Origin of the sequence: Aeromonas sp. L_1B5_3 (genome assembly GCF_963866575.1) — a bacterium.
Lineage (GTDB): Bacteria > Pseudomonadota > Gammaproteobacteria > Enterobacterales > Aeromonadaceae > Aeromonas > Aeromonas jandaei.
On sequence record NZ_CAWMDN010000125.1, the window covers coordinates 66,519 to 80,062 of the forward strand.

The 13,544-nt window shown below is 58.4% G+C and carries 13 protein-coding genes; 8 read left to right on the forward strand and 5 right to left on the reverse strand.

Annotated features, from left to right (window positions below):
- The first annotated feature begins 149 nt into the window (after positions 1 to 149).
- Complete coding sequence (locus tag AACR93_RS15555) at positions 150 to 737, forward strand: histidine phosphatase family protein (protein ID WP_043851255.1); 588 nt, start codon at positions 150 to 152, stop codon at positions 735 to 737.
- Positions 738 to 861: 124 nt separating this feature from the next.
- Here the strand turns inward: AACR93_RS15555 and AACR93_RS15560 are convergent, their stop codons facing one another.
- Together AACR93_RS15560 and AACR93_RS15565 are read right to left on the reverse strand one after the other, a co-directional pair.
- Complete coding sequence (locus tag AACR93_RS15560) at positions 862 to 1,611, reverse strand: substrate-binding periplasmic protein (protein WP_043851256.1); 750 nt, start codon at positions 1,609 to 1,611, stop codon at positions 862 to 864.
- A gap of 8 nt (positions 1,612 to 1,619) precedes the next feature.
- Positions 1,620 to 2,513: a sugar ABC transporter substrate-binding protein gene (locus tag AACR93_RS15565; RefSeq protein WP_231556963.1), complete on the reverse strand. Its 894-nt coding sequence runs from the start codon at positions 2,511 to 2,513 to the stop codon at positions 1,620 to 1,622.
- A gap of 299 nt (positions 2,514 to 2,812) precedes the next feature.
- On the opposite strand from AACR93_RS15565, the gene fabV reads away from it, so the two are divergent.
- Both fabV and AACR93_RS15575 read left to right on the forward strand, forming a co-directional pair.
- Positions 2,813 to 4,006, forward strand: a complete 1,194-nt coding sequence (fabV, locus tag AACR93_RS15570; protein WP_043851258.1) for an enoyl-ACP reductase FabV — start codon at positions 2,813 to 2,815, stop codon at positions 4,004 to 4,006.
- Positions 4,007 to 4,169: 163 nt separating this feature from the next.
- Positions 4,170 to 5,645, forward strand: a complete 1,476-nt coding sequence (locus AACR93_RS15575; protein ID WP_043851259.1) for a YfcC family protein — start codon at positions 4,170 to 4,172, stop codon at positions 5,643 to 5,645.
- A 65-nt stretch (positions 5,646 to 5,710) separates the two neighbouring features.
- On the opposite strand, the gene AACR93_RS15580 is transcribed toward AACR93_RS15575, so the two are convergent.
- Complete coding sequence (locus tag AACR93_RS15580; protein WP_043851260.1) at positions 5,711 to 6,925, reverse strand: pyridoxal phosphate-dependent aminotransferase; 1,215 nt, start codon at positions 6,923 to 6,925, stop codon at positions 5,711 to 5,713.
- A 387-nt stretch (positions 6,926 to 7,312) separates the two neighbouring features.
- Here AACR93_RS15580 and AACR93_RS15585 point away from each other — a divergent pair, with 387 nt between their 5' ends.
- Both AACR93_RS15585 and aqpZ read left to right on the forward strand, forming a co-directional pair.
- Complete coding sequence (locus tag AACR93_RS15585; protein WP_043851261.1) at positions 7,313 to 7,522, forward strand: DUF1653 domain-containing protein; 210 nt, start codon at positions 7,313 to 7,315, stop codon at positions 7,520 to 7,522.
- Between the two features lie 273 nt (positions 7,523 to 7,795).
- Positions 7,796 to 8,485 (forward strand): aquaporin Z, encoded by a 690-nt coding sequence (gene aqpZ, locus AACR93_RS15590; RefSeq protein ID WP_043851262.1) that lies wholly within the window; start codon positions 7,796 to 7,798, stop codon positions 8,483 to 8,485.
- A 79-nt stretch (positions 8,486 to 8,564) separates the two neighbouring features.
- On the opposite strand, the gene AACR93_RS15595 is transcribed toward aqpZ, so the two are convergent.
- Entirely contained in the window at positions 8,565 to 9,305 is a 741-nt protein-coding gene (locus AACR93_RS15595; RefSeq protein ID WP_043851267.1) for a lytic transglycosylase domain-containing protein, read from the reverse strand.
- Between the two features lie 270 nt (positions 9,306 to 9,575).
- Here AACR93_RS15595 and AACR93_RS15600 point away from each other — a divergent pair, with 270 nt between their 5' ends.
- Positions 9,576 to 10,016 (forward strand): GNAT family N-acetyltransferase, encoded by a 441-nt coding sequence (locus AACR93_RS15600; protein WP_042058211.1) that lies wholly within the window; start codon positions 9,576 to 9,578, stop codon positions 10,014 to 10,016.
- A 9-nt stretch (positions 10,017 to 10,025) separates the two neighbouring features.
- Here the strand turns inward: AACR93_RS15600 and AACR93_RS15605 are convergent, their stop codons facing one another.
- On the reverse strand, positions 10,026 to 10,568 hold the full coding sequence (locus AACR93_RS15605; protein WP_033115032.1) for a DUF1439 domain-containing protein: 543 nt from the start codon (positions 10,566 to 10,568) through the stop codon (positions 10,026 to 10,028).
- Between the two features lie 95 nt (positions 10,569 to 10,663).
- Here AACR93_RS15605 and cls point away from each other — a divergent pair, with 95 nt between their 5' ends.
- Positions 10,664 to 12,145, forward strand: coding sequence for a cardiolipin synthase (cls, locus tag AACR93_RS15610; protein ID WP_041208679.1), 1,482 nt, complete (start codon positions 10,664 to 10,666; stop codon positions 12,143 to 12,145).
- A gap of 103 nt (positions 12,146 to 12,248) precedes the next feature.
- Positions 12,249 to 13,511, forward strand: coding sequence for a DUF945 family protein (locus AACR93_RS15615; RefSeq protein ID WP_043851263.1), 1,263 nt, complete (start codon positions 12,249 to 12,251; stop codon positions 13,509 to 13,511).
- The last annotated feature ends 33 nt before the right edge of the window (positions 13,512 to 13,544 follow it).

Genomic DNA, 13,544 nt, shown 5'->3' on the forward strand with positions numbered 1-13,544 from the left:
TGCCTCCCCAAATTCTGCACAAGCGACAACTGCCAGAGTCACAGGCCGTAACGCTGGCTGTGCGTTACCCTGCATGGGCAATGAAAGCCGTTACCGCACCACTCTGGTTGTCGCCTTGTTCCCATCTCGTTGAATCAGCTGGAAATCACATGTCACGAATCATCTATCTGCTGCGCCATGGCCAGACCCTTTTCAATGCCGAACAGCGCCTGCAGGGACGCTGTAACTCCGATCTGACCGAGAAGGGTGAAGCGCAAGCTATTGCCATGGGATTGCGGCTTGCCGACGAGTTGGCGGATCCCGCCCGCTGGAGTGTCTATGCCAGCCCGCTCGGGCGCGCCCGTCAGACCGCCCTGCTGGTGTGCGAGCAGTTGGGTTTGCCCGCCGATCGCATCATCTGGGATGAGCGGCTGATGGAGCTCGGCATGGGGGAGTGGGAAGGGTGCCGGATCCCCGAGCTCTGCCAGGCTCACCCTGAACTCGATACCGGCAGGGGCGATTGGTATCTGCAGGCCCCAGGGGCCGAGAGTGTCCTCAGCATTCAGCGTCGCGCCCAGCAGTGGCTGCTGGATCCGACAGTCGCCGAGCGCGCCATCGTCATTTCCCACGGTCTGCTCGGCGCCATGCTGCGTGGCGTCTATGCCGACCTCGATGAGGCAGCGATCTGGACTCAGGAGTTGCCGCAGGATGCCTTCTACAAGCTGCAAGCGGGCAAGATCACCCGGATAGCCTGCTGACTGCCTCAAGCGGGGGCACCATTGATCGCTCGAGGTGAAAGGTAGGAGAGAGCGAAAACAGGCGAGGAAACCTGTACCGACGTTGCTGAAGTTGGCCGCGAGAGAAGGTTGAATAGGGATGTGGTCAGGGAATAACAATCCACTCCCGTCTGACCCCCTCATATACCGAGCTCAAACCATACCCTTGCCAGATATCGACCATTGTATCGCCAAAGACTCCAAGGGAGAGCGATGCACGCAGGCGTTTCACTGTATCGGGCGGGAGTTGTGGATGGCAGGCTAGCCACCTTTCCACCCGGGCAAGGATCATCACTCGCTGGAGCCTGTTTTTATGTCTTGGGGCGGTGATCAGCTCGGGGAGCTCGTCGCTAATCAGCAGGTCGAAGCGCCCAGCTTGCAGCATGGCGATCCCAAGACTGGCTTTGGGTAGCAGCTCGTAGCGGATCGCTGCGTTATCAAGCAGCTCCCTCAGCTCAGCTACATCGATGGCACCAATCCGGTAGTTGCGCAGCGCCTCTATGTTGCTCAGGGGCGGAATAGTTTCTTGCCGGGCGTAGACTGCGAGGGTGATGGGGGCTATGCGCGCAACGTAGCGCAGGGTTTCTGCATTCTCGGCCGAGAAGTGCACCCCAAGTCCGCAGCTGTTTGGCTCGGTGGTCACTATCTTGAGCAGGCGCCGCATGGGCTTGGCTTGCAAATTAATCTCTATCCCTTGCTGCTTGGCCAAGCGGGCAAAGACATCGACATAAGGGCCGCTCAGCTGTTCTCCGGTAACCTGAATGAAAGGGGGGTAGGCATCGGCATAGATGTTTAGCACTGGCCCGGCCGATGCAAGTTGGCACCACAATAGCAGCAATACCCACCACCCCTTCATCGAGCCTCCTAAGGATGTGTGACCAGCTCCACAGGGGTTTGCACTATGCCGGGCAGATCGGCTTGCGTTATCTTCTGCGCCAGCGCTTTCAGGGCGAGGTCGAGCGCATATTGTGCCTGCTTGCCCGGATACTGGTCTGCGGTTGCCACCACAGATCCATCGCTGAGATAGGGGTGGATCCCCGGAATATTGTCATAGCCACCGATCAGCACCTTGCCTTTGAGCCCCAGCTCAGCCAAGGCTTGGGCGGCACCGATGGCCATATTGTCGTTACCGCAGAGCAGCGCCTTGACGTCCGGGGTTGCCTTGAGGAGATCGATAGTGGCGCTCTTGCCCTGAGCTGTGTCCCAATAGCCGCTGCGCACGCCGGCGACAACCATGTCAGCAGCGCGCAGGGCAGCCCGGAATCCGTCACTGCGAGCCCGGCTGTTGATGGCACCGGGGGGGCCCTCTATCAGCCCGACTTTACTGCCCGCAGGGAGTTTTTTGGCGACATATTCGCCGACACTGCGCGCACCGGCAAAGTTGCTGGGGCCGACGAAGGGGACATTGACCCCTTCCAGCACCAGTGCCCTGTCATCTAGCTTGTTGTCCATGTTGATGACCAGAATGCCGGCACGAATTGCCTCCATCAGAACGGGCAGCATGGCGACCGAATCGGTCGGTACCACCACCAGGGCATCCACTTTTTGGCCGATCATTTTGCGGATGATCGCCTCCTGACCTGTGACATCCACCTCCTGCTGGATGCCTTCTAGCTGTAGTGTCAGAGCGTCGGAGTGGGCCGCAGCATAGGTCTCTGCCCCTTTCGCCATCTCGATGAAAAACTCGTTGCGGACCGATTTCAGTACCATGCCGACCGTCGGTTTGGCTGATACCTCACTGGCTGCAAACAGTGCCACAGCCGTCCACAACAAGCATCTTTGCCAACATCTGGTCATGTTACCTCCGCCCTGTTGGGCCAATCATCCAGCGCCACGATGTTGTCCAAGTATATGCCAGCCATGGGCGGGCAAGCGGCTTCTGGCAAGTGCCCGAATGTGCCGTGGGGCAACCAAAGCTCTGGGAGGCTATTTCTCTTTCATTTCTGTCGTGGGCTTGTGGATTTTTGTCGCCGTTCAACACATCAGAGCACCTTATCGCGGCAAGATGAGGTATCTTATGCCCCGATTTCATCCATTAAACGGATCCGAGACCCCATATGATTATCAAACCCAAGGTTCGCGGCTTTATCTGCACCACCACTCACCCGGTTGGCTGTGAAGCCAATGTTCGTCGCCAGATTGCTTACACCAAAGCCAAGGGCGCCATCGAGAATGGTCCCAAGAAGGTGCTGGTGATCGGCGCTTCCACCGGTTATGGTCTGGCCTCCCGCATTGCTGCCGCCTTTGGCTCTGGCGCCGCCACCCTCGGCGTCTTCTTTGAAAAAGCGGGCACCGAGTCCAAGACCGGTACCGCCGGCTGGTATAACTCCGCCGCCTTCGACAAGGCTGCCAAAGAGGCAGGCCTCTACGCCAAGAGCGTCAATGGTGATGCCTTCTCCAACGAGTGCCGCGCCAAGGTGATCGAGCTCATCAAGCAGGATCTGGGTCAGATTGATCTGGTGGTCTACTCCCTGGCCTCTCCGGTGCGCAAGATGCCGGAAACCGGCGAAGTGGTGCGCTCCGCTCTGAAACCGATCGGCGAGGTCTACACCACTACCGCCATCGATACCAACAAGGATCAGATCATCACCGCCACCGTTGAGCCGGCGAATGAGGAAGAGATCCAGAACACCATCACCGTCATGGGCGGTCAGGATTGGGAGTTGTGGATGGCAGCCCTGCGCGATGCCGGCGTGCTGGCTGACGGCGCCAAGTCCGTGGCTTACTCCTACATCGGTACCGATCTGACCTGGCCAATCTACTGGCATGGCACTCTGGGTCGCGCCAAGGAAGATCTGGACCGCGCCGCTGCCGCCATCCGTGGCGATCTGGCTGCCAAGGGCGGCACCGCTCACGTGGCCGTGCTGAAATCCGTGGTGACCCAGGCCTCTTCCGCTATTCCGGTGATGCCGCTCTATATCTCCATGGCCTTCAAGATCATGAAGGAAAAGGGTATTCACGAGGGGTGCATGGAGCAGGTGGATCGCATGATGCGCACCCGCCTCTACGCGTCCGACATGGCGCTGGACGATCAGGCCCGCATCCGCATGGATGACTGGGAACTGCGCGAAGACGTGCAGCAGACCTGCCGCGATCTGTGGCCATCCATCACCAGCGAGAACCTCTCCGACCTGACCGATTACACCGGCTACAAGCAGGAGTTCCTGCGCTTGTTCGGTTTCGGTCTGGACGAGGTCGATTACGATGCGGATGTGAATCCGGACGTGAAATTCGACGTGGTCGAGCTCTGAGTCTGACTCAAGTGAAAACGGGGCCCCGCGGGGCCCTGTTTTTTTGGCAAAAATACCGCTAAGTTACGGAATTTTATTATCAGCGATCACCTTTTTCCCATATCAAACCCGCTAGTCTGGCGGTGATCGGATCACATGACGGCATTGCCGAGGTACGGAAGCTATGACCACTCCAAATGAAGCGCCCAAAAAGCGCCAACTCCCCACTGTCTATACCCTGCTTTTCATCATCATCGCCCTGATGGCGGCCCTCACCTGGGTGCTGCCGGCGGGCAAATACAACTATGTGACGGCCAAGACTCAGCAGCCGGTAGCGGCAGCAGCCGTGGCTGACTACAGCGGCGATGAGCGTCTGTTGCCGGTGCCCGGCAGCTACACCGAGCTGCCCTCTCATCCGCAGGGGGTATTCGATGTGCTCAAGGCCCCCATTCAGGGCTTTCACAAGGCCGCTGATGTGGCGCTGTTCGTGCTTATCATCGGTGGTTTTCTCGCGGTGACCATGCAGAGCGGGGCACTGGATGCCGGGGTAGGAGCCATTGTGCGCGGCTTTGCCGGGCGCGAGCGGCTGCTGATCCCTGTGCTGATTGCCCTGTTTGCTCTTGGTGGCTCCACCTTCGGTATGGCGGAGGAGACGGTGGCCTTCTGGGCGCTGATCGTGCCGGTGATGATGGCGGCGGGGTTTGATCGCATGGTGGCGGCGGGGATTATCCTGCTCGGTTCCGGGGTCGGGGTGCTCGCCTCCACCGTCAACCCGTTTGCTACCGGCATCGCCTCCGGTTTTGCCGGCATTCCCATCGGTGAGGGGATTGGCCTGCGGGTCATCCAGTGGCTGCTGCTGGTGATCTTCGCCTCCTGGTTCGTGATGCGTTACGCCAAGCAGGTGCAGCAGGACAAGTCCCGCTCCGTGCTGGCCGACATTGTCTATGACGACGAGTTCTCCCAGATGAAGAGCGGCAACCTCGCCTTCACCGGCAAGCAGAAGTTCACCATGCTGGTATTCTTCGGCACCTTCCTGCTGATGATCTATGCGGTGGTTCCCTGGTCGGATTTGGGGATCGATGTGCTGCCCACCTTTGGCTGGTGGTTTGACGAGCTCTCCACCCTGTTCTTCAGCGCCTCCATCCTGATCGCGCTGATCAACCGGATGCCGGAGTCCAACTATGTGGCGACCTTCCTCAACGGGGCGCGAGACCTCATCGGGGTGGCGCTGGTGGTAGCGGTGGCACGCGGCATCTATGTGGTGATGGAGCATGGCGTCATCATCGACACCATTTTGCACTGGGCCGAGGGGCTGGTGAGCGGACTCTCCTCGTCGGTATTCATCCTGATGGCCTATCTGGTGCACATCATCCTGAGCTTCTTCATCCCCTCCACCTCGGGGCTGGCGACTGTCTCCATGCCGCTGATGGGGCCGCTGGCTGACTTCTCCGGCATCTCGCGGGATCTGGTGATCACGGCCTATCAGTCCGCCTCCGGCTGGATCAACCTGTTTGCCCCCACAGCTGCCCATCTGGTGGCTGGTCTGGCGCTCGCCAAGATCCCCTACGATCGCTTCGTGCGTTGGGTGCTGCCCTTTATCATCGGGGTGGCTCTCATTACCATGGCGGTACTGGTGGCCGGTGCCCTGCTGCACGGCTGATGGTGCGGATAGAAAACGACAGACAACAAAAAGGCTCCCGCGGGAGCCTTTTTCATGAGCCTTGCTTACTGCTTGTAGCCCTTGAGGAAACGGGCGAGGCGGCCGATGGCATCCTCCAGCTCCTCTTCCCGGGGCAGGAACACCAGCCGGAAGTGATCCGGCGCCGGCCAGTTGAAGCCGGTGCCTTGCACCAGCAGCAGCTTCTCCTGCTGCAGCAGGTCGAACACCATCTTCTGGTCATCGCGGATGTCATACACCTTGGGGTCGAGGCGCGGGAACATGTAGAGCGCCCCCTTGGGTTTGACGCAGGAGACCCCGGGGATCTCGTTCAAGAGTTCCCACGCTTTGTCCCGCTGCTTGCGCAGGCGACCGCCCGGCAGGATCAGCTCGTTGATGCTCTGGTAGCCGCCAAGCGCTGTCTGGATGGCGTGCTGCATCGGCACGTTGGCACACAGTCGCATGGAGGCCAGCATCTCCAGCCCTTCAATGTAACCGCGAGCACGGCCTTTGGGGCCGGTGATGACCATCCAGCCTTGACGGAAGCCGCAGGCGCGGTAGGCCTTGGAGAGGCCGTTGAAGGTCACCACCATCACATCGTCACACAGGGTGCAGACGCTGGTGTGGGAGATATCGTCGTAGAGGATCTTGTCGTAGATCTCGTCGGCGAAGATGATGAGGTTGTGCTGGCGGGCGATCTCGATCACCTCCAGCAGGAACTCGCTGCCGTAGACGGCGCCGGTCGGGTTGTTGGGGTTGATCAGCACCAGGCCGCGGGTGCGCGGGGTGATGCGGGCGCGGATGTCGTCGAGATCCGGATACCAGTCAGCCCCTTCGTCGCAGCGATAGTGCACCGCATGGCCACCGGAGAGGGTGACGGCGGCGGTCCAGAGCGGGTAGTCGGGGGAGGGCACCAGCATCTCGTCGCCGTTGTTGAGCAGCGCCTGCATCGCCATCACGATCAGCTCGCTGGCGCCATTGCCGATGTAGATGTCGTCGATGTCGACCTTGCGCATCCCTTTTTGCTGGTAGTACTGCATCACCGCCTTGCGGGCAGAGAAGAGCCCCTTGGAGTCGCAGTAGCCCTGGCTCTGGGGCATGTTGAGGATCACATCCTTGATGATCTCTTCCGGCGCATCAAAGCCGAATGGGGCCGGGTTGCCGATGTTGAGCTTGAGAATGCGGTGGCCTTCGTCTTCGAGACGGCGAGCTTCTTTATGCACCGGGCCGCGGATGTCATAGCAGACATCGTCGAGCTTGTGCGACTTGTCGATTGTGAACATGGTGACAGTGATTCCTTCCCCACAGGGACGCGTTGGCGAAAAAGGCGGTTTTTAGTATCAAATATCTTTTCCCCTATTCTTCACAGAATTGAATGCTAGAACAATCTTCTTTTTAGTAGAAATTCCTGATTTTTAGCCCCAAAACAGAGTTATTAAAAGGTTAAATTCAGCACGATCGTTTGTGCTTGGTAAGGTTCACCAGTGAAAGATGGGGGAGTGATTAACAAAGCTACTCTACTGTGTTGAAATCTTCACGCTCTCTGGCACGATTGGCTTGTGTAAAAAAGCCTCTTCATCGTCATTTCCGACGAGAAAAAGCTGATACAACTGGCACTGGCCAGCGCATATTTCTCCTTTCCCGTCCTGTTCCATCTGCAGAGGTATCCCATGCATGCACCCACACCCGGCCGCTATCGTCATTTCAAGGGGGGTTACTATCAGGTGCTGACCCTGGCCAGCCATACCGAGACAGGCGAGCAGCTGGTGATCTATCAGTCGGAACAGGATGGCGCCGTCTATGCCCGCCCCGTCGCCATGTTCATGGAGTGGATTGAGCATCAGGGTCAGGTGGTCAGCCGATTTTCGCCGATCAAGTGATCCGCTGGTGTGGTCCTGAATTGTTGATCAACAAATAGACAGAACAGGTCTTTGGAGTCACAAGTTGTCGCATGAGGCTCCTTGTTGGCAACAGCCTCTTTATGGCTAGCTACTGATAAATATCTCTATTAATCAACTAATTGTGACTTGGATCACGTTTTGTGAAGGCTGGTAACCGGGTTCGCATCGGCCATTGCTCCTCCCATAATGCTGCGCGTGTTAACGCATGGCCCCTTTGTGGGCCTTTTTATCCATCTTATCGGGAGACATAGTGTGAAACCTGTAGCAGCAGAGTTTTTGGGAACCTTCTGGCTGGTATTGGGAGGTTGTGGCAGTGCCGTGCTGGCTGCAGCCTTCCCCCATGTGGGGATCGGCCTCTTGGGCGTATCGCTGGCATTCGGCCTGACCGTGCTGACCATGGCGTATGCCATCGGCCATATCTCCGGTTGCCATCTCAACCCGGCAGTCACCATCGGTCTGTGGGCTGGCGGTCGTTTTCCTGCTTCCGGCGTGCTCTCTTACATAGTGGCACAGGTGCTGGGGGCAATTGCCGCCGCTGCCGTACTCTATGTGATTGCCAGTGGTCAGGCCGGTTTTGATCTCTCCGCCGGCTTTGCCTCCAATGGCTACGGTGAGCACTCTCCGGGCGGCTACAGCATGATGGCAGCACTGGTGTGCGAAGCTGTGATGACCGGCTTCTTCCTGTTCGTCATCATGGGCGCTACCGACAGCCGTGCGCCAGCTGCGCTTGCTCCGGTTGCCATCGGCCTGTGCCTGACCCTGATCCATCTGGTGAGCATTCCGGTGACCAATACCTCGGTCAACCCTGCCCGCAGTGCCGGTGTTGCGCTGTTTGTCGGTGACTGGGCTATCGGTCAGTTGTGGCTGTTCTGGGTTGCCCCGATCGTCGGTGCCATTCTGGGTGCGCTGGCTTATCGCCTGGTGGCGGCTGAGCAGAAGTAATCGTTCGCGAAACAAAGTGTGGTATCGACACGCCCAAGGGCGTGTTTTTTGTTTTCTGGCGGTGGGAAAAACCTGAGGGCTATAGCCCTTTGGCCTGCAGCATCTCTTTGTATCGCTGATGCAGCAGCTGGACACGCTCCACATAGGCGCGAGTTTCGGCGTAGGGGGGGATGCCGCCATGTTTTTGCACGGCGCCAGCACCCGCGTTATAGGCTGCGGTAGCCAGCGCTATGTTGCCGTCATACTGCTTGAGCAATCCCGCCAGATATTTTACCCCGCCGAAGATGTTCTGCTCTGCCAGCAGGGCATTGCCAACCCCCAGCTCCCGCGCCGTTTCCGGCATCAGCTGAGTAAGACCCATGGCACCTTTGCGAGAAATCGCCATCGGATTGAAGGCCGATTCGGCGTGGATGAGTGCCCGGATGAGGGCTGGTTCTACGTGATAGGTGTCTGCCGCCGCCTTGATAGTGCTGGCGTAGTCATAGAGAAAAAGCCCGGTAGTGTGCCAGTTGACGTCCGATTTCGGGTCGCAGGCAAAGCAGTCGTTAAAGAGCAGCAGTTCGTAGTTGCCCTGCTCCGGCACCATGTCGGAGTAGCGGGTCACGCCGTTCTTCTGCACCGACTTGTAAACATGGATCTGCTTGTTCCCCTGTTGTGCCTGTGCCTGTGCCTGTGCCTGTGGTTCGGGGGCTGCAAGCGGCAGGCGCAGAGGCGGAACGGGGGCTGCCGACAGAAAAACCACCTCGGCAGGAGGCGGCGCTTCGCACCATCCTGCCAGGGGGATCAACCACAGATGGCCTGCCAGCTTCCATGCTTTCAAACCGCAAACTCCTTCCTCTATGCATGTGTTGAGTAAAGCATCATGAGGGGGGCAGAACAAGCGGGAAAACAGGGTGAGCGTTGCCGGCAGGTGAGCGGGATCACGGCGTGCAGCAGAGCGCTTCTGCTCTCGCGGCTCTCTTGTGGATATCGACTTTTTTGTTAATGAAAGGCGTGCTATCTTGCTCTCGTCATCTGGTCGGATTAGCAGCAACCACATGACACTACTCATTGATTGCAAAAGGATTTGTTTGTGGCAAGCTCGCTGGCGATGGAACTCACCTTCGAAGAGTACTGTGACGCCGACCTCTCTCTGATCAGGGACTATTACGAAACGACCTTCTCCCACTACGTGCCGGATCTGGCCGAGCGGATCTTTGTCGTGCGTGATGCTCACTGGCTGGTCGGAGCGGTCAGGGTGCGGGACGAAGAGGATTTTTACCATCTGTGTGGCTTTCGTCTGCTGCCCCACTATCAGTCACTCGGGCTGGGTTCCCGCCTGCTGCAGCATGCCTGCGACGGACTCGACGACAAGCCGGTGGTGTGTCAGGCCTTGCCATTCGAGAAACCCTTCTACATCAAAGCCGGTTTTGCCGATCTGCCACTGCACAGATTGCGAGGCTCTCTCTTCTCTCTTTTTGAGCGGCAACAGCAACAGGGATATCAGGTGGAGCTGCTGGTGCGGGAGACCACCCAGCCCCTCCCGAATTGAACGTGGGGGTCAGCGTTCTTTGGTAAGCAGATGGATCTTGCCCGGTGACAGCTCCAGCCCCAGCAGATTCTCTTTGAGCCATGCCTGCTGCGGATCCTTGTCATTGAGCTTGTAGACGGGCTGGCTCTCAAGCCTTTTTTCCATGCTTTGCAGCAGCATGCCGAGCATCAGACCAAACTTCTTCTCCGCCGCCTCCGGCTCCAGCTTGTACTCCACCAGTTTCATGTTGTCGAGAAACAGGGCACTCTGGCTCTTGTCGTAACGGGGTCTCGCTTCATAGGTCATCTGCAGGCGAGCGTCATATTCGGTGTTGTCGGGCAGGGCTATCTTGAGCTTGCCCTTGCCGTAGACCCGGGCAGTATCCGGACGCTGGCGGCCGAGTTGTACATCGCTCTGCTCAAGCTTCACATGGGCCTTGATGATACCGGGCAGCTCCAGCTGTTTGTCGACTTGAACCTGGGATTGCAGGTACTGGTTTATCTGTTGCTCATTGATGTCATATGAGCCTTGGCCTAGCATGGCCAGGCTGAGCAGCATAGATTGCAGAATCATGCGTGCGACCTGATAGAATGGATTTGCCCTACAGCATACCATTCCTGCCGTGTGGGATCTGCCCACCGCCCCTTGTCGATTAGAAGGAGTTCCCGTTGCTCGACGGTCTCGAATACGATCTCCACCTGCTGTTTTCCCGTTTTCTCGGCTGGTTACTGCTGCTGTTTCACACTGTCATCGTCACCGGTGTTTCAATTCGGGTGGTGATGAAGCGGCGCCCCATCGGCGTATCGCTGGCCTGGCTGGCCCTCATCTATGCCATCCCCTTTGCCGGGGTCGGGTTCTATGTCCTGTTTGGCGAGATCAAGCTGGGGCGGCGCCGTGGTGAGCGGGCGCAAGCCATGTATCGCCCTTATGCCATCTGGATCCGCCAGCTGGCTCGTCTCTTTCCCCAGCACTGCTGCGAAGTGGGGGAGAAGGCCCAGCCACTGCACGACCTCATCCAGGGACGGCTCGCCATGCCGATGCTCTCTGGCAACCGGATGACCCTGCTCAGCAGACCCGAGCAAATATTGCGCGAGATTGCTCAGGATATCCGCAAGTCGACTCTCTCTTGCTATATGGAGTTCTACATCTGGCACCCCGGCGGCGATGCCGACGATGTGTGCGAAGCGCTGATGGAGGTGGCCCAACGCGGCGTGGATTGTCGTTTGCTGCTGGATTCGGTGGGGAGCAAGCACTTCTTCCGCTCGGGCTGGCCGAAAAAGCTGCGCAAGGCGGGGGTCAAGCTGGTGGAGGTACTGCCGGTCGGTGCCTGGCGCATCCCCTTCCAGCGCCAGGATCTGCGAATGCACCGCAAACTGGTGGTGATCGATGACCGGGTCGGTTATACCGGCTCGATGAACATGGTGGATCCCCGTTTCTTCAAGCAGGATGCCGGAGTCGGCCAGTGGGTCGATATCATGATCCGGGTGCAGGGGCCCATAGTGCCGCTGATGTGGTCCATCTTTGTCTGGGACTGGGAAGTTGAGACTGGCGAGCGGTTGCTCGACAGCCTGCAGCACGAGCCGGAAGTGTGGCCACAGACCAACTATCGCGCCCAGCTTATTCCGTCCGGCCCCTTCGTCGGTGGCGACTGCATCCAGCAAAGCCTGCTGCTTGCCATCTATCAGGCGCGTAGCCATCTGGTGCTGACCACGCCCTATTTCGTGCCGGATGATCCGCTGGCTGCGGCGCTCAGTTCGGCGGCCGCGCGCGGAGTACAGGTGCAGCTGGTGCTGCCGGCTCGCAACGACTCCATCATGGCCAACTATGCCTGCAACGCCTTTATGGAGGAGCTGCTGGCGGCCGGAGTGGAGATCTATCGCTACGATGCCGGTCTGCTCCACACCAAGAGCGTGCTGGTGGACGACGATTTTGCCCTGGTGGGGACGGTCAATCTGGACAGGCGCAGCCTCTGGCTCAACTTCGAGGTAACCCTGCTGGTAGACAACCCGCACTTCGTTGCTCAAATGACCCAGCTGGTGCAGGGTTACATGGCGGAAGCTACGCCAATGACGCTGGCCAGCTGGCAGGCTCGCCCCTGGTACAAGAGGGTGATGGAGAATATCTTCTACCTTTTCAGTCCCTTGTTGTAATGGCCGGTTACAGAAGATTACAGACGGAGCCTCTGATCGGACTTGCCTAGTGCCGAGCTTGCCCCGTAGAGTGCAGCGACAACTCATGGAGAGACATGGATATATGAAAAAAATAGTGGCCCTGGCCGTGGGTGCGGCACTGGTAGGTGGTGGTTTGGCTGCATGCTGGTACACGGGCAACAGCTTCGATCGCATGAAGCTGGAACAATTTGAAAAAGTGAAGAAAGAGACTGGATTGGAGCTGCAATGGGTGGCAAGCAACAGTAGTCTCTTTAGCCGTGAAGGGGTGGTAAAGCTGGTCATCCCTCCCAAGGATTTGGCCATGCTCGATAGCGATCTCGAAGGTGGGCAGCCCCTTGAGTTGGATTTCGTGGTAAAGAGTCAGATCCTGCCGCTGTATATCAAGAGCAACATTTTGCTCGATACCAAACAGGGGTCGCTGGCACCGGTGTTCAGTGCGCTCGGCATGGAGCAGTGGCAGCTCGGTGTTGAGTCGGTCAGCAGTCTTTGGACCCGGGGTAACAGCAGTCGTTTCTGGGCCGATGAGTTCAAGATCAAACAGGGGCTGGACGAGTTCCACTTCCTGCCGCTCACCGGGGATTTCCACGGTGACCTGAACGGGAGCGGCCATGTCACCATGACCTGGCAGGGGATGACGGTTCACGAAGAGCAGAGCAAGATGGATCTGGTGTTGGCCCAGATGAAGGGCAGTGCCGATCTGGCCGAGATCAGCGGAGTCTGGCTCTCTCCACAGAGTGAAATGAGTCTCTCTGCGCTGACCGTGCAACTACCCGATAGTGTCAAGTTTTCACTGCAGGATATGACCACCGAAACCCTGCTCAAGGGGGACGATGCCCAGACTCTCTCCAGCAGCTACCGGATGAAGATGGCCCAGCTCAATCTGGAGAACGAGACCGATGCGTTGGCGGTGACCGACAGCAATCTGGAACTGCACCTTAACGGATTGGATCTGGAAGGTTATCAGGGGTTGCAGGCAGCCAGCGGCAAAGGGGTGGAAGATACCGCGATCCAGCAAGCGTTGGACAAGATCCTGGCACGTGGAGCGGGCCTTGCGCTGACGGATCTGAGTGCCAAGTTCAATGGTGAAACCGTGGCGATGAAAGGGGATGTGAAGCTTGCCTCCACCTCGCTCGACAAACTCTTCAACAGTGAAGAGGGAATGCAGGCGCTGAGCGGCCAGCTCCACGCCTCACTCAGCGACAAGCTGGGCAAGGTGGTGCCACAGCTGGCACCCATGCTGGAGCAGTTGACTGCCATGGGTTATCTGCAGGCCGATCAGCAAAAGCTCAATGCCGAGCTGAAGCTGGACAAAGGAGTGATGACGGTCAACGACCTGCCGCTCTGACCGGTTTTCACACTAACAACAAAGGCTCCCGCG